Source organism: Candidatus Methylomirabilota bacterium, from assembly GCA_036005065.1.
Lineage (GTDB): Bacteria > Methylomirabilota > Methylomirabilia > Rokubacteriales > DASRDR01 > DASYQW01.
In genome coordinates this window covers 1-14,604 of the sequence record DASYQW010000033.1, presented here as the reverse complement: position 1 = coordinate 14,604, position 14,604 = coordinate 1, and the positions used below count along the sequence as shown (strand labels likewise).

Here is a 14,604-nt window from a genome sequence, read left to right as displayed (position 1 = left end):
TCAGGCGGGGGTGTCCGACGGAGCCGCCGTCCGGGCGGGCAGGAAGACGACGAAGGTCGTGCCTTCGCCGGCCTCCGTCTGGTACCGGATGTGGCCTCCGTGTGCCTCGACGATGCGCTGGCAGATCGAGAGGCCGAGACCCGTGCCGTCGGGTTTGGTCGTGACGAACGGGTTGAAGAGCCGCGCCTCGACCTCCGGCGGGATGCCCGTCCCGTGATCCTCGACCTCGATCTCGCCCCCGCTCGCGACGGGGCGGATGGTCACCCGGACGGTTCCCCCCGAGGGCATGGCCTCGGCGGCATTGTTGAGGAGGTTGAGGACCACCTGCTGGATCTGGCCGGCGTCCAGGCGCACGGCGGGGACCGACTGGAGGTCGGCGCGGACGTCGACGCGGCCGCGGCGGGTGGCCCGGAAGAGGTTGACGGCGACGGCGACCACGTCCCGGAGGTCGGCCAGGGTCGGTTCGCCCCCTTCACGCCTGGCCAGCCGCCGGAGGTCGTCGACCAGCCGATCGATGCGGGTCACCCCTTCCTGGGCGGCCGCCGCGTAGGCGAGGGCGTCCTGGAGGACGGTCTGGAGCGCCGGCGCGGCCGGGGCCGTGCGCTCCAGGACCTGGCGGATGAGGTAGAGGTTGTTGCTGATGTAGGTGAGGGGCGTCCTCACCTCGTGGGCGACGCCCGACACGAGCGTGCCGAGGGTCGAGAGCTTCTCGCTCATGGCGACCTGCTGGCGGGACGCTTCGAGCGCTTGATCCGCCTTCCGGTGCTTCAGGGCGTTGGCCACCACGGTGAGGATCTTCGCGGGCGTCATGTCCCCCGGCTTCTCGAGGAACGCGTAGGCGCCGGCGTCGCGAGCGGCGAACCCTTTCGTGCCCGACCCGTGTCCCGTGATCACGACGCCGATGAGGTCGGGACGGCGCGTCTTGAGCTCGCGCAGGAGCTCGAGACCATCCATGTCCGGCAGGACGAGGTCGACGAAGGCGAGGTCCCAATCCACCTGATCGAGCGCGGTCAGGGCCTCCTTGGCCGAGGCCGCCGCGCCGACGGTGTATCCCTCCACCTGCAAGGCCATCCGGAAGGAATCGGAGATCAGCGCATCGTCGTCGATGACGAGGATCCGTCCGTCCTGCATGGCTCCCGCCCCCGCGGTGTCGAGCTGCCGGGCCTCGCGGTCGGGGCGTCCCCGGGCGATGCTCACGGCCGTGAGAGGAGAAGGCCCGCGGCGATGGCGACACCGACCCCCGTCCACTGGAGGGCCGAGGGATGTTCACGGAGGAACACGACCGCCAGGATCGCCGTCACCGCGGGATAGAGGGACGAAAGCGGCGTGACCGTGGCGAGGGGGCCCGACCGGATCGCGAGGTAGAACGCGATCACGGCGATGAGGCTGGTCGCCGCGGCGGCGAGCGCCAGGACTCCGTCTCGCGAGGCGAGCGGGCGCGGGTCGATGCGGATCGCCAGCAGGACGAGCACCAGGATCGTGGAGACCATCCAGGACGCCACGATCAGGTGTGGCCACTGGAGCGTCCGGAGCGCGAGCTTGTTCAGCACCGCCCACGCACCCCAGCCGAGCAGGGCCACCAGGCTCCAGCCCACCCAGCCCACGGTCTCAGTCGTTCGGTCTCATCAGGCTTCGCGCACCGACCAGGCCGGCGAAGGCGGTTGGTCCACGATCGCTCAGTCTCGAGCCAGCGCGGGGACGAGGTCGGCCAGCGAGCTCACGACGACGTCTGCGTGAGCGCCCAGCTCCGCTTCGGTCGTCACGCCCGTCAGGACGCCGACCGTCAGCGCGGCGCCCGCCTCCCGGCCCATCAGGATGTCCGCCACCGCATCGCCGACCACGACGGTCTCGCCGGGAGCTACACCGGTGCCCTCGCAGAGCCGGAGGACCATCTCGGGGTGCGGCTTGGTCAGGCTCACACCGTCGGCGCCGAGGATCGCGTCGAAGAGCTCGGTGACGCCGAGCGCCTCGAGACCCCGTCGTGCCTGGGCGGTGGTGTCCGTCGTCGCCACCGCCAGCCGGGCTCCCGCGGCCCGGAGGCGCTGAAGGGCCCGGGCCACCCCGGGGATCGCCCGCGCGGTGCGCGTCGGATCGACGGCGTCGTCGGCGCGTCGGTAGGCTCGCCGCACGGCGGCCATCGCGTCTTCCCACGGCACGTGGGCGCCATAGAGCAGCGTGGCCCCGATGACGGTGCTCTCGGCCCTCGGCGCGATGGCGAGGGGGCCACGCGGATCGATGCGCTCGAGATCCGGATCGTAGCCGAAGGCGCGCAGCAGCGCGGGCTCGAGCGATGGATTCACGCCGGCCTCTTCGACGATGAAGCGGGCTCGCGCCCGGACGATCGGCACCCAGAGCGACGGGAAGTCGATGACGGTGCCGTCCTTGTCGACGATCACGAGGCGGCAGTCCGCCTCGCGTCCCCCACACCGCAGCTTCACGCGGCTTCCCCCTCCCTCACCGACGAGTGGCCGACGGCGCGCCCAGTATACCCCGCCGGTCGGGAGGCGGCGCCATCAGGGGAACCACTGGACGGTCCGACCGCAATACCCCGGAGCCGGCCCGCGCCCGGTGAGCCCCGGTCGCTCGGGCTGGTAGACCGCTCCGAGCGCCGGCTTTGCCGGCGCGACCGATCCTGGGGGAGGTCTCGGAGGGGGCCGCATAGGCCCCCTCCGAAACGTTAGGCCATGAGCCGAGCGTAGATCTTCGCGTATCCTCGCGCGTCGATGATCCGGGGATTGCCGATCGTCTGCGGATCGGCCTCGGCCATCTTGCTGAGACGCGGGATGTCGCTCGGCCGCGCCCCGGTGAACTCGCAGAACGGCGGGAACTCGAGATCGCGGGCCAGCGCCGCGATGGCCGCGACGCCGCGCCGCGCGGCCTCCAGCGTCGACAGCCCTCGGACGTCCTCGCCGAGGGCCTGGGCGATCCGCGCGTACTTTTCGGGGTTGCCCAGCAGGTTGTACTCGGAGCAGGGAGCCAGCATGATCCCGGTCAGGTAGCCGTGGTGAACATCGAACACGCCGCCGAACGTCTGGGCCATGGCGTGGACGGCCCCGGCGGACTCCGACCCGTAGGCCAGCCCCGCTAGCATGGCCGCCATGGCCATCCGGTACCGCGCCTCGACGTCCTGGCCGTTGGCGTACGCGATCCGGAGGTACTGGCCGATGTATTCCATGGCCAGCAGCGCGACCGCGTCGGTGAGCGGCTGGGCGTAGGCGCACGTGTAGCACTCCACCGCGTGGGAGAGCGCGTCCATCCCGGTGAAGGCGGTGAGGTGGGGCGGGAGGCCGACCACGAGGAGCGGGTCGATGAGCGCGAGGTGAGGACCGATGAGGGGCCCGCCGACGTTGAACTTGATCTGGCGTGCGGGGTCGGTGATGACCGACCACAGCGTGACTTCACTCCCGGTGCCGGAGGTGGTCGGGACGCAGACGAGAGGCGGGATGCGCTGGCCGAGCGGCGTATGCCCGTACTCGTAGTCGAGGATCTTGCCGTGGTGGGCAACCTCGACGCCGATGGCTTTCCCCACGTCCATCGACGACCCGCCGCCCAGCGCCACCACCCCGTCGGCGCGGTGATCGCGATAGGCTTCGGTGCCAGCCGCCACGTGGTGGATCGACGGATTGCCGGCCACCCCGTCGAAGACGGCCGGCTCGAGCCCCCGGGCCTCGAGGAAGCCTGCCGCCCGATCCACGTGGCCGGTGGCTCGCATGCCCTTGTCGGTCACGACCAGCGGGCGGCGCAGACCGAGGCGCTCGGCTTCCTCGCCGAGCGTGGCCAGGGCGCCCACCCCGTGCTTGATCACCGTGGGCAGCTCGTAGCTCTGCATCTTGATCGGTGCGAGTTCCATGGGTCTCGTCTCGTGGCCGGCCACAGGGCCGCGCGGCAGCCTGGTCGCGCGGGTCAGTCCCGGGACTTGGCGCGGCGGTCGCGGTAGAACTCGGTCGCCGACATCGGCTTTCCGGGGTCCGGCTTCCAGCGGGACGGCTCCCGCGTCGGCTTTCCGAGCGCGCGGGCCATCTCGCGGATGTGGGTGGCCACCGCACCGCAGCAGGCGCCGATGAAGTTCGCTCCGAGCGCCTTGGCTTGCCGCGCGTACTCCGCCATCTCCCACCGCGTGAGCTGGTAGGGCTCCATGGCGTCGGGGAACCCCTTGAGGCCGGTGAAGAAGGGCGTGGCGTCCGTCGTGCGGTAGGCCGGGGCCTGGACGGCGATGTGGGCGCTGGTGGCCTTCCGCATCTCCTCGACGATCGGCAGGATGTGCTGGGGCCCGCGCCAGCAGTTGGTGCCGACGATGTCCGCCCCCGCGTCGGCCAGCGCCTTGGCGCACTCGGCGGGTGACTTCCCGTCGCGGGTGACCGGCTTTTCCTCGAAGGACATCGTCACCATCACCGGCAGCCCGCTCCGCTTGGCTCGGGCGGCGGCCAGCACGGCCTCGCCGAGGTAGAGGTACGTCTCGGCGATCACGAAGTCGATCCCCACCTCCAGCTGGTGGCCGAGCTGCTCGTCCAGGAGCGCGTGGACCCGATCCCTGGCCTTCGGGCTTTCGGGCTCGTACTGCCACGTCATGCTCAGGTTGCCGGCCACCAGGGCGCGGTCGCCGGCGGCCTGGCGGGCCAGCCGGACGGCGGCCCGGTTGATGTCGCCCACCCGCTCGCCGAAGCCGACGGTGGCGAGCTTCTCCCGATCGCCGTAGAACGCCAGCGCCTGGATGACCTCGGCGCCGGCGTCGGCGAACTCTCGACTCAGCTCGAGAACTGCCTCGGGATTCGTGACCGTGCACTCCGGCGTGAACGGGCCGGCCAGGACGTAGCCGCGCTTCTCGAGCTCCAGCACATAGCCTCCGTCGCCCAGGACCACGCCCTCTCGCAACCGTTCCAGGAGCCCCTTGGCCATCGTGCCTCCTTTTCGGTTCCGGCGTCTCCGTCAGCTCAACCTGGCGCCCGCGAGCCGCTCGAGGATCGCGATCGGCGCCTTCTCGGGCAGGGCCAGCGACTCCCGCGCCACGATGACCGTCTGCTCCAGCGCGAACTGGCCGCTCAGCACCGCGTGGCTCACCATGTCGGTGAACACGATCCAGGTCGAGCCGGGGGGGAAGACGAGCCGCGTCTTCGCGTCCTCTTGCTGATAGGCGGCGTTCTCCTTCAAGAAGTTGTGGAAGCTCAGCATGAAGTCGTCGTAGGGTGAGCGGATCGTCACCGGCAGCCTCACGGCGCGGGCGAGCCCACGCAGGCGCCGTCCGAGCCCGCCCCGCCGGGCGCGCTCCAGCAGACCCGACGACGTGGCAAAGCGCGCCGCCAGCTCCTCGAGCGTGCCACCGGTGAGCCAGACGCGGGGAGCGGCGGGATTGATGTTCGTGAACACGCGGAGGAGCCGGTCCCCCATGCTCGGGCGGGTCGGGAAGGAGTCCACGTGCACCAGGTCGTTGCGGGCGCGCTGGGAGAGGCGGCGCCCGGCCTCCTCCTGCGGGCGGAAGCTCGCGAAATCGATCCGCCAGCGGCGCGCATAGGTCGGGAACAGCTCGCCGGCGAAGGCGACCACGCGGCGGGAGTAGTCGCGGAAGATGCGCCGGAGCGTCTCCACGTCCTCGACGCGGCGGCTCGCCACCCCGGTGACCCGGTCTCGATGCGGCCGGTAGGCGATGTTCTTGTGGTAGCGGGCGTCGGTCTGCCGCTGGCTCAAGAGGAACGCCCGGTCCGCCTCGGGTAGCTCGAAGGGCGTCCGGGGAAACAGCAGGATGTGGCCTTCTTCCAGCACGCGGCAGTACTCGAGCTCGCGGGCACGGTCCGGGGCACCGCCCAGATGGATCTCGTCGATGGTGACGACGCTCGTGCTCATGATGCGGCGGCTCGGGCCGGGGCGAGCCCGAAGAGCCCGCTGATCGACTTGAACGGGATGAGGACGCCGTGCTCGGAGAGCTGCACCGAGCCGGCGGCGTCGCCGACCAGGCCGAGCAAGGCCCGCTGCTCGTCGAGCGGCCAGTCGAGATACCCGGGGGCGAGTCGATGCGTGAGGCGCCAGCCCCGGGAGCGGGCCCGCGCCGCCAGGCCGAGGCGCAGGTCCCGGGCGGCGGTTTCGATGGCCGCCCACCCGGCGGTGTCGAGCAAGAAGGCCTCGAGCAGCTCGCGGCGCTCGCCGAGCGACGCCGTCTCGGCCTCCAGCCGGGGGCCGAGCGTCAGGACAAAGGCGACCGCGCTCGGGCAGCCGGCCAGCAGGGTGGCCACGGCGCGCCCGGAGAACGCGAAGCCGTCCACCCGCCGAGCCGCGTCCGACCCGGTGGCGGCCACGCGGCTCACGCGGACCACCGCGCGCGGCTCCACGAGCTGCGCGGCCCGCTCGGCCATGCGCCGCGCCGCCTCCCAGATCGGCGGCGGTACCGTGTCGCGCCGTCGATGACCCGACAGCCGGAGAACGAGCCACGGGTCGATCGCCAGTGGCGCGGGCTCCCAGCGCTCCACCGTTCCCGGTGTGAGCGGCCACGGCACGCGCGCGGAATCCGGATCGATGGCGGATGCCGGATTGGGCTCGATCATGTGAAGCATACGGGTGCCTCCGCGGGCGCCCCGAACAATAACACAGGCCGACCGGACTGTCGCGGAGTCTCTCGGTACCGGGCCGCTCGGCGTCGACCGGCGGGCCTCAGGGAGTGATCCCGGCTAGCCTCCCGACGGGGACGGACCGAGAATCTGGTGAAGGATGCGCTGGAGCTCCTCGCCGGCGAAGGGCTTGGTCACGAAGGCGACCTTGGTCCGCTGCAGGAAGCCTTGAGTCACCGGGCTGAACACGTCGCCGGTGAGGAAAACCATCCGGCGCTCGAGGCCAGGATGGCGGCGGGCGATCTCCCGGTAGAGTCCCGGCCCATCGAGCTCCGGCATCTTGATGTCGCTGAGGATCAGGTCATAGCGGCGGCGACTCAGCTTGTCGAGCGCGATGGCGCCATTGGGGGCCGTCTCGACGTGGTGGCCGTCCCGTGACAGCATGTCGGCCAGCGTGTCGGTGATCTCCGGCTCGTCGTCCACGACGAGGATCGCCCACCGGTGCGCCGGGCGCGGCACCGGCTCGACGCCGTCGGCGGAGAGCGCGGCGGGCGGCGCGACCACCGGGAGGTCCACCCGGAAGACGGCGCCGTGCCCCGGCTGGCTCTGAAGGAGCAGGCTGCCGTCGTGCGCCTGGACGATGGCCCGACAGATCGCGAGTCCCAGGCCCGTGCCCTGCCCCGGAGGCCGGGTGGTGAAGAAGGGGTCGAAGATCCGGGCCTGGACGGCCGGCGGGATGCCCGGGCCGGTGTCCGCGACCGCGACCGAGACCCGCCCCGCCTCGGGATCGAAGGAGGTCGTGAGGCGGAGCTGCCGGGGCAGCGGCGCGTCCCGCATCGCCTGGTGGGCGTTGGCGATGAGGTTCACCAGCACCTGATGGAGCTGGTGCGGATCGGCCCAGAGCACCGGGAGCTGGTGACCGAGGTCGAGGGTGACCACGACGTCATCGACGCGCAGGGCGTAGTTCAGGAGCTCCAGCGCTTCGCGCACGACGTGGTTGAGGCGGACGGCCTGGCGCTCCGGCGGACGCTGTCGGGCCAGCGCGAGGAATCCCTTGACGGTGCGGGCGCACCGCTCGGCAGCCGTCGCCACCCGGTCGAGCCGACGGGCCAGCGCCTTGTCTTCGGTTTCGAATTGCATCAGCTCCGTCTCGGCCATGATGACCGCCAGGGGGTTGTTGATCTCGTGCGCCACCCCGGCCAGCAGGGCGCCCATGGCCGCGACTTTTTCGGCTTGCATCAGCGCGTCGCGCTGCCGCTCGAGCTCCGCTTCGCCGCGCTTCTGCGCGGTGATGTCGCGGGCGACGGCGAGGTGCCCGACGACCCGGCCGTCTTTCACCACGCGGCTGAAGGTCGCCTCGACCCAGACCACCGGGCCCCCCGTCGAGAGCAGGGGGGTTTCGAAGGCCCCGGCCACCTCCAGCCCGGTGGTGTCGCCCGGCTCCGGGCCCGGGGGACTGAGGATCGACCAGATGGCCCGGCCGCGCAGCTCCTCCCGGCGGCGGCCGGTGAGCTCCTCGGCTCGCCGGTTGGAGAAGAGGACGTGGCCGTCGAGATCGAACAGAAACATGGCGTCCGTCGTGTTTTCGGTGATGAGCCGGTAGCGCTCTTCGGACTCGCGGAGCGCCCGGCCGAGCCGTCGCCGCTCCAGGGCCTTGTCGACCGTGGCCAGGAAATGCTCCAGCTCGAACGGCTTCACGAGGTACGCGAAGGCGGAGCCGTTGATGGCCTGAAGGGCGCTGGCGAGCGAGGCGTGCCCGGTGATGAAGATCACCTCGGTGTCGGGCGAGGCCGTCTTGATGGCATCCAGCAGCGCGAGTCCGGAAATATCCGGAAGCCGGATGTCGACGATCGCGGCATCCACGGGATTCGTCTGCAGCCGCTCGAGTCCCGCCTTTCCGCGCCGGACGGCCTGGACCGCGTGCCCCCGGAGACGCAGCACGTCCTCCAGCGCCTGACACATTCCGGCATCGTCATCGATGATGAGAATCCGGGCCGATGGGGTGACCGCGGACGCCACTGTGATCAGCTCCGGAGAACGGAGCGGAAGGACTGCGCGGTCACGAGCCGGACGCGGCAGGCGGGGAGGCCCCGAGCTGCCGCGGGCCTCGGCGGCCCAGCTGACAGGCGGCCGGAAACGGGTACGTTCGCCACGTCAATCCTGCCGGCGGCGCCCCGTCCCGGCCAGCCGCGAGCGCCGAAGCCTTCGAGGGAAGTTAATTCATTGTAAGCCCTTCGGCCATGGCGGCCAACCCCTTTGTTGGGGAGACGCCTCCCCTGGGGGAACCCCGGAAATGCCACCTTGACGCTCTCTTGAGGCCTGGGGATAATCGGGCGTCGACCCGCGCCGCGCTATCCCCGCGCGTGGCCTGCCTCGGAACTTCCCAGCCAGGAGGCGAGAAGATGCAGGGACCCATCGGTTTCATCGGTCTCGGGATCATGGGCCGCCCCATGGCCAAGAACCTCCTGAAAGCCGGGCATCCCCTAATCGTGCACAACCGGAGCCAGGGGGCCGTCCAGGAGCTGGTCGGCCTCGGCGCCAAGGCGGCCGGCGCGCCGGAGGCCGTGGCCCGCGAGGCCCCGATCGTCATCCTGATGCTTCCGAACTCCCCCGACGTCGAGCTCGTCGCGCTCGGGCCCCAGGGGCTCATCGAAGGTGCCCGCTCGGGGCAGATCGTGGTGGACATGTCCACGATTTCGCCGATCGTTTCGCAGAAGGTGGGAGCGGCCCTGTCCCGAAAGGGGGTGCGCATGCTCGACGCCCCCGTGTCGGGAGGTGAGAAGGGGGCGATCGACGGAACGCTGTCGATCATGGTGGGCGGGGAGGCGACGCTGTTCCAGGAGGTCCTGCCGATCTTTCAGGCCATGGGCAAGACGATCACGCACCTGGGCCCGCTCGGCTCCGGCGGCTTCACGAAGCTCGCCAACCAGATCATCGTCGCCGTGAACCTGACGGCGCTCGCCGAGGCCCTCACCCTCGCCGCCAAGGCCGGGCTGGACATCGAGCTCACCCTGAAGGCCCTGGGGGGCGGGCTGGCGAACTCCCGCTGCCTCGAGCAGAAGACGCCGAACTACCTCGCCCATGAGTTCAAGCCGGGCTTCAAGATCGACCTCCACTACAAGGACCTGGGACTGATCATGGAGTCGGCCCGCGCCCTCGGAGTGCCGATTCCGACGACGGCCGTCGTGCAGGAGCTGTTCAACGCCCTCCGGGTTCGCGGCGGCGGCGGGCTGGACCATTCGGGGATCATCACCTTGCTCGAGAGCCTGGCGGGCGTCGAAGTGCGCAAGCGCGCGTGAGCGCCGGTCGGGGGCCGAAGGGCACGGCGAGCTCGGGAGGGGCGACGACGTGATCAAGGTGCGACGCGTTCGCAAGGGCGACCTGTCCAGGATCCGGGAGGTCGTCGAGTCGGCCTTTGCCGACTTCTACGAGCGCCAGCTCGGCTCGCGGCCGCGACAGGTCTTCGGAGGCGCCCAGTACGTCCACCATCGATGGCTCATGGAGCCGTGGGGCTGCTACGTCGCCGAGGAGAACGAGACCAAGATCGTCGGCGCCTCGATCGCCGTCTGCTGGGGGAGCGTGGGGTTGTTCGGCCCGGTGGCCGTGCTGACCCCGTATCAGAACCAGAAGATCGCCCAGAGCCTGATCAAGGCGGCCCAGGTCTTCTTCGACGAGAACCATGTGACCTTGCAGGGGGTCGTGTCCTACCCCTACAGCCCCAAGCACCTCGTCCTCTACCAGAAGTTCGGGTTCCGGCCGAAGGCGCTGGTGGCCATCACCGGAAGGTCCCTCGAACGCCGCGAATCCCAGCCGGCGGCCCCCAAGCCCCTGCGGGGAGCGCTCCAGGTGCATCGGTTTTCCGCCTACGAGGAGAGCAAGAAGAAGGGTCTACTGGGGCGGCTCCGCGCCCTCACCGGCAAGTTCTACCGGGGGCTCGACCTGACGAAGGAGATCGAGATCGTCAGTGGGCTGGCCCTCGGAGACACTCTCGTGCTGGAGAAGGACCGGGCCATCGTCGGCTTCGCGATCTGCCACACGCCAGGTGACTCCGAGGCGCCGCACGGCGCCCTCTACATCAAGTACGCGGCGATCGATCCCGCTCGCCGTCGCCCGGAGCACTTCGCCCAGCTCCTGACCGCTTGCGAGGAGTTCGGCGTCGCCGCCGGCTGCCAGCGTGTCATCGCGCCGGTGTACACGACATACTGGCGCGCCTACCAGACGCTCCTGGCCTCGGGCTACCAGATGGACATGCTGATGATCCGGATGAAGCGGGGCCGGCACGACGAATACGAGCGGGAGGACGACTTCATCCTCGACGACTGGCGATGAGTCTCGGCGAGTCGAGGTCGCCCCACTCCGCCATGACCAGCGCCAGGCGCCGGGGCGGCCCCGACTCGAAGACCCGAGCCCGATAGTTCCGCGCGTCGCCGCCGTCCCCCGATCACGCGCCCTTCTCGTCCTCGGGCGGCTTCTTCTCAGGGTCGGGCTCGAGCGTGCCCTTCTTGAACTCGGACACGCTCCGGCCGAGCCCGCGCGCGAGCTCCGGGAGCTTTTGCGCTCCGAACAGCAGTAGACAGATGACCAGGATTACCAACAGCTCCTGCGAGCCCAGACCGAACATGGCGGCCTCCTTTACTCCCGCCGGGTGGGAGCACGATGCCGGGGTGCCCTGCGTCATTCGCCGATGATCTGCACCGCGATGCGTCGGGTCCGCGGGCCATCGAGCTCGGCGACGATGAGGCTCTCGAACTGCCCGAGCGCCAGTTCGCCGCCGTCGATCGCCAGGGCGACGCTGCGGCCGAGCAGCATGGACCGGAGGTGAGCGTGCGCGTTGCCACGGTCGCAGTCGGAGTAGCGGGGATCGTCATGACGGTAACCGGCCCGGCGCGGAACGAGCGTCTGGAGGAGAATCCCGAGATCATGAATGAGTGCGGACTGAAACTCGTTCACGAAGAGCGCCAGGGTCGTGTGGACCGAGCTCAGGATCAGGACGCCACTCTGGATGGCCGACCGGCCGACGGCGTCGCGCACGCGCTTGGTGATGTCGATGAACTCCTGGTTCTGTTCGGTGTGAATCGTGAGCATGTCACGCGCTACCTTCATCGAACCTCCTCCCGTTCAGGGGATCGAGGGTGACCGGTGGGCGACCTGACGAAGCGGGCCGCGCCCGCGGACCGGCGTCTCCCCCATCGACAGGGAGACCCCGGATAAGGACGAATCGCCGGTTACGTCAGGGATGCCCGCCGGAGACATGCGCCCCGGGGGCGGCGCGGCGAACCTCAGAGGGCCGGGGGACTTCGGGTCTGCAGGGCGGGGACCGGGCGCGACGGCGCATCCCGTTGCCTCGACAGCGCAAAGACCGCCAGGACGATCAGAAGGGGTAAGGGCGCCGGCGCGGCCAGGGCGAGCGCGGCATCGGTGGAGATGATGGCCGCCACGATGTCGTCGTGATCCCCTTCGTCGTAGAGGCCCGCAAGCCAGACCGGATCGGGCGGGCTCAGGTGGGCGAGCGAGGGCAGTGTCGCCAGGCTCCCCAGCAGGAGCAGCGCCAGAAGCACGGGGACTCGCCCGAGGCGTCTGCCCATTCCAGCGACCAGTCTACCACCACCGGGGAACCGAAAGAGGTCACGCGAAGGTCACGGCCCGGGTCGGGTTCTCGGCGATCAGCATCCACACATCCTTGTCGCCGAGTCCCTTTCTCTTGAGGCGCGGTACGACGTGGCGCAGGATGTGGCGGTAGCCGTGCCCGCCATCGCGCACCAGCCGCACCTTGAAGCAGATGTCGTGGGCCATGAGGACCTGCTGGCCGTGTCCCTGCTGCATGAGCCACAGGATTTGCCGCATGCGCTCGGCGTCCGAGGGGATCTCGAAGTCGCTCATGGGGTAGTGGGAGGTCTCCAGGCCGAAGAGGTCGTACTCCAGGTAGCAGCCGGTGACGGCGATCGCCTTGAGCCGGGCGGGATCGGACACGGTGTCGGCCGGCACCGGGCCGAGCACCGTTTGCGCCTTTCCAGCCATGGGCGAACTGGCCATCGACACCTCCCCTCTTGGTCGCCGGCCCCGGTGGGCTGAGTCTACGGCCGACCAACGCCCGGTTTCAAGGCGTTCGTCCCCTTGACGGCCCCCGGGCCGGGCGCGTAGAGTCCCGCCAGCGTCATGCCCGACCGACTCGGAGGCAGCGATGCCAGGCTTCCACGCGCGGCGGCTCCACGAGGCCAGGACGATCAAGGCAAGCCCGCAGAAGATCATCGCCCAGGAAACTCGCTGGCGCTTATGAGCAAAGGAGACGGAGCTCGAGGTCGTGTGTAGGCGCTCGGACTGACGATCCCCGATCGGTCCTGCTGCGGGCGGACGAGGTGATCCAGTGACCGTTTGCGTTACAATGGGCCGACCGCTGTGCCGCTGGAGGTGCGATGGCGTCACCGGGTGAGCCCCGGGGCCGGCTCTTCCGCAAGTACGTGGTGCTCTTCGCGAGCCTGGTCAGCGGAGCTCTGCTCGCCAGCGGGCTCACCGAGATCTACTTCTCGTACCAGGAGAACAAGGCCGCCCTGGTCGCCCTCCAGCGTGAGAAGGCCCTGGCCGCCGCCGCCAAGATCGAGCAGTTCATCAAGGAGATCGAGCGTCAGGTGGGCTGGGCCAGCCAGCCGCAGATCGGGGTGCGGGCCACGCTCGAGCAGCGGCGGTTCGACTTCCTCCGCCTCCTCCGCCAGGTCCCGCCCGTCACCGAGATCAGCCTCCTGGACGGCGCCGGCCGGGAGCAGCTCAAGGTGTCCCGGCTCGCCATGGACGTGGTAGGGAGCCAGGCCGATTTCGCTCGCGAGCCCAAGTTCCTCGAGGCCAAGCCCGGCCGGACCTACTTCGGCCCCGTCTACTTCCGCAAGGAGTCCGAGCCCTACATCACCATCTCCATCGCCGGGCGGGGGGACGATGCCGGCGTGACCGTGGCCGAGGTCAACCTCAAGTTCATCTGGGACGTGGTCTCCCAGATCAAGGTCGGCCAGGCGGGGCACGCGTTCGTCGTGGACGTCCGCGGCCACCTCATCGCCCACCCGGACATCAGCCTGGTCCTCCAGAAGACGGACCTCTCTTCGCTGGCCCAGGTGCAGGCGGCGCGGTCCAGGGCCGGGAGGTCTACCGGAGACGACGAGGAGGCGACGATCGTCCGCGACGTCTCCGGCCGTCAGGTCCTGACGGCCTCGGCGACGATCGCGCCGCTCGGGTGGCTCGTGTTCGTCGATCTGCCGCGCGGGGAAGCCTTCGCGCCGCTCTATACCTCCATCTACCGGACCATCGTGCTCGTGCTGCTCGGCGTCGCGCTGTCGGTCCTGGCGAGCCTCTTCCTCGCCCGGCGCATGGTGACGCCCATCCGGGCCCTGCAGGCGGGGGCGGCCCGGATCGGCGCCGGCGCGCTGGACCAGCAGATCGAGGTCCGGACCGGCGACGAGCTGGAGGCGCTGGCCCAGCAGTTCAACAGCATGGCGGCCGAGCTCCAGGGGTCTTACGCCAACCTGGAGCAGAAGGTCGAGACGCGGACGCGGGAGCTGACCGAGGCCCTGGAGCAGCAGACGGCGACCGCCGAGATCCTGCGCGTCATCTCGAGCTCGCCGACCGACATCCAGCCGGTGCTGGCCGCGGTCGTGGAGAGCGCCGCGAAGCTCTGCGACGCGAGTTTCGCCGACATCTTTCGCGTCGAGGCTGACCGGATGCGGCTGGTTGCCCGTCACGGCTCGCTCGTGACGAGCCTGGACGTCGGCAAGAGCCGGGCCATCACGCGGGGGTCGGTCTCGGGTCGGGCGATGCTCGACCGACAGCTCGTCCACGTGCCGGATGCCCTCGCCGAACCCGAGACCGAGTACCCGGAGATCCGCGCGACCCTCGAGCGCCACGGCATCCGGACGATGCTCGGCATCCCGCTGCTTCGCGAGGGCGTCCCGATTGGCGCCATCACGATCCTGCGTCTCGAGGTGCGGCCCTTCTCGGAGAAGCAGATCCAGCTGGTGAAGACCTTCGCCGCCCAGGCCGTCATCGCCATCGAGAACGTGCGGCTGTTCCAGGAGTTGCAGGCGCG

15 protein-coding genes are annotated in these 14,604 nt (G+C 70.2%); 3 read left to right on the top strand and 12 right to left on the bottom strand.

Annotated features, from left to right (window positions below; translation table 11 throughout):
• From VGW35_02155 to VGW35_02120, 8 genes are all read right to left on the bottom strand, one after another.
• Positions 1 to 1,131 (bottom strand): ATP-binding protein, encoded by a 1,131-nt coding sequence (locus VGW35_02155; protein ID HEV8306445.1) that lies wholly within the window; start codon positions 1,129 to 1,131, stop codon positions 1 to 3.
• Positions 1,132 to 1,193: 62 nt separating this feature from the next.
• A complete protein-coding gene (locus tag VGW35_02150) occupies positions 1,194 to 1,604 on the bottom strand; it encodes a DMT family transporter (protein HEV8306444.1) in 411 nt (136 codons plus the stop codon).
• Between the two features lie 72 nt (positions 1,605 to 1,676).
• Entirely contained in the window at positions 1,677 to 2,438 is a 762-nt protein-coding gene (locus VGW35_02145; protein ID HEV8306443.1) for an HAD family hydrolase, read from the bottom strand.
• Between the two features lie 239 nt (positions 2,439 to 2,677).
• Complete coding sequence (locus tag VGW35_02140) at positions 2,678 to 3,850, bottom strand: iron-containing alcohol dehydrogenase (GenBank protein HEV8306442.1); 1,173 nt, start codon at positions 3,848 to 3,850, stop codon at positions 2,678 to 2,680.
• Positions 3,851 to 3,903: 53 nt separating this feature from the next.
• On the bottom strand, positions 3,904 to 4,896 hold the full coding sequence (locus VGW35_02135) for a homocysteine S-methyltransferase family protein (GenBank protein HEV8306441.1): 993 nt from the start codon (positions 4,894 to 4,896) through the stop codon (positions 3,904 to 3,906).
• Positions 4,897 to 4,926: 30 nt separating this feature from the next.
• The gene (locus VGW35_02130) at positions 4,927 to 5,838 is read right to left on the bottom strand and encodes a Kdo hydroxylase family protein (GenBank protein ID HEV8306440.1); all 912 of its coding nucleotides are present in this window, start codon (positions 5,836 to 5,838) and stop codon (positions 4,927 to 4,929) included.
• Positions 5,835 to 6,542, bottom strand: coding sequence for a hypothetical protein (locus VGW35_02125; protein ID HEV8306439.1), 708 nt, complete (start codon positions 6,540 to 6,542; stop codon positions 5,835 to 5,837). Before VGW35_02125 ends, VGW35_02130 begins: the two co-directional genes overlap by 4 nt.
• Positions 6,543 to 6,656: 114 nt before the next feature.
• Positions 6,657 to 8,555, bottom strand: a complete 1,899-nt coding sequence (locus VGW35_02120; GenBank protein ID HEV8306438.1) for a response regulator — start codon at positions 8,553 to 8,555, stop codon at positions 6,657 to 6,659.
• Between the two features lie 383 nt (positions 8,556 to 8,938).
• On the opposite strand from VGW35_02120, the gene VGW35_02115 reads away from it, so the two are divergent.
• On the top strand, positions 8,939 to 9,835 hold the full coding sequence (locus tag VGW35_02115; GenBank protein ID HEV8306437.1) for a 2-hydroxy-3-oxopropionate reductase: 897 nt from the start codon (positions 8,939 to 8,941) through the stop codon (positions 9,833 to 9,835).
• Between the two features lie 49 nt (positions 9,836 to 9,884).
• Positions 9,885 to 10,865 (top strand): GNAT family N-acetyltransferase, encoded by a 981-nt coding sequence (locus VGW35_02110; protein HEV8306436.1) that lies wholly within the window; start codon positions 9,885 to 9,887, stop codon positions 10,863 to 10,865.
• A 112-nt stretch (positions 10,866 to 10,977) separates the two neighbouring features.
• Here VGW35_02110 and tatA read toward each other — a convergent pair whose 3' ends face one another.
• The 4 genes from tatA to VGW35_02090 all read right to left on the bottom strand — a co-directional run bounded on the left by tatA (position 10,978) and on the right by VGW35_02090 (position 12,569).
• A complete protein-coding gene (gene tatA / locus VGW35_02105; GenBank protein ID HEV8306435.1) occupies positions 10,978 to 11,157 on the bottom strand; it encodes a twin-arginine translocase TatA/TatE family subunit in 180 nt (59 codons plus the stop codon).
• Between the two features lie 53 nt (positions 11,158 to 11,210).
• On the bottom strand, positions 11,211 to 11,639 hold the full coding sequence (locus VGW35_02100; GenBank protein ID HEV8306434.1) for a secondary thiamine-phosphate synthase enzyme YjbQ: 429 nt from the start codon (positions 11,637 to 11,639) through the stop codon (positions 11,211 to 11,213).
• Positions 11,640 to 11,815: 176 nt separating this feature from the next.
• Positions 11,816 to 12,094 carry a hypothetical protein gene (locus VGW35_02095; protein ID HEV8306433.1) on the bottom strand — a complete coding sequence of 93 codons (279 nt, stop codon included), beginning with the start codon at positions 12,092 to 12,094 and terminating at the stop codon, positions 11,816 to 11,818.
• 67 nt (positions 12,095 to 12,161) lie between these two features.
• Positions 12,162 to 12,569 (bottom strand): hypothetical protein, encoded by a 408-nt coding sequence (locus tag VGW35_02090; protein ID HEV8306432.1) that lies wholly within the window; start codon positions 12,567 to 12,569, stop codon positions 12,162 to 12,164.
• 380 nt (positions 12,570 to 12,949) lie between these two features.
• Here VGW35_02090 and VGW35_02085 point away from each other — a divergent pair.
• Positions 12,950 to 14,604 (top strand): cache domain-containing protein (locus tag VGW35_02085; protein ID HEV8306431.1); only part of this gene is annotated, 1,655 nt, incomplete at its 3' end.

Bases quoted from the DNA above. Each gene is read 5' to 3' on its own strand.
- VGW35_02155 (HEV8306445.1), bottom strand. From the start codon at position 1,131: ATGCAGGACGGACGGATCCTCGTCATCGACGACGATGCGCTGATCTCC.
- VGW35_02140 (HEV8306442.1), bottom strand. From the start codon at position 3,850: ATGGAACTCGCACCGATCAAGATGCAGAGCTACGAGCTGCCCACGGTG.
- VGW35_02135 (HEV8306441.1), bottom strand. From the start codon at position 4,896: ATGGCCAAGGGGCTCCTGGAACGGTTGCGAGAGGGCGTGGTCCTGGGC.
- VGW35_02130 (HEV8306440.1), bottom strand. From the start codon at position 5,838: ATGAGCACGAGCGTCGTCACCATCGACGAGATCCATCTGGGCGGTGCC.
- VGW35_02125 (HEV8306439.1), bottom strand. From the start codon at position 6,542: ATGCTTCACATGATCGAGCCCAATCCGGCATCCGCCATCGATCCGGAT.
- VGW35_02115 (HEV8306437.1), top strand. From the start codon at position 8,939: ATGCAGGGACCCATCGGTTTCATCGGTCTCGGGATCATGGGCCGCCCC.
- tatA (HEV8306435.1), bottom strand. From the start codon at position 11,157: ATGTTCGGTCTGGGCTCGCAGGAGCTGTTGGTAATCCTGGTCATCTGT.
- VGW35_02100 (HEV8306434.1), bottom strand. From the start codon at position 11,639: ATGAAGGTAGCGCGTGACATGCTCACGATTCACACCGAACAGAACCAG.
- VGW35_02090 (HEV8306432.1), bottom strand. From the start codon at position 12,569: ATGGCCAGTTCGCCCATGGCTGGAAAGGCGCAAACGGTGCTCGGCCCG.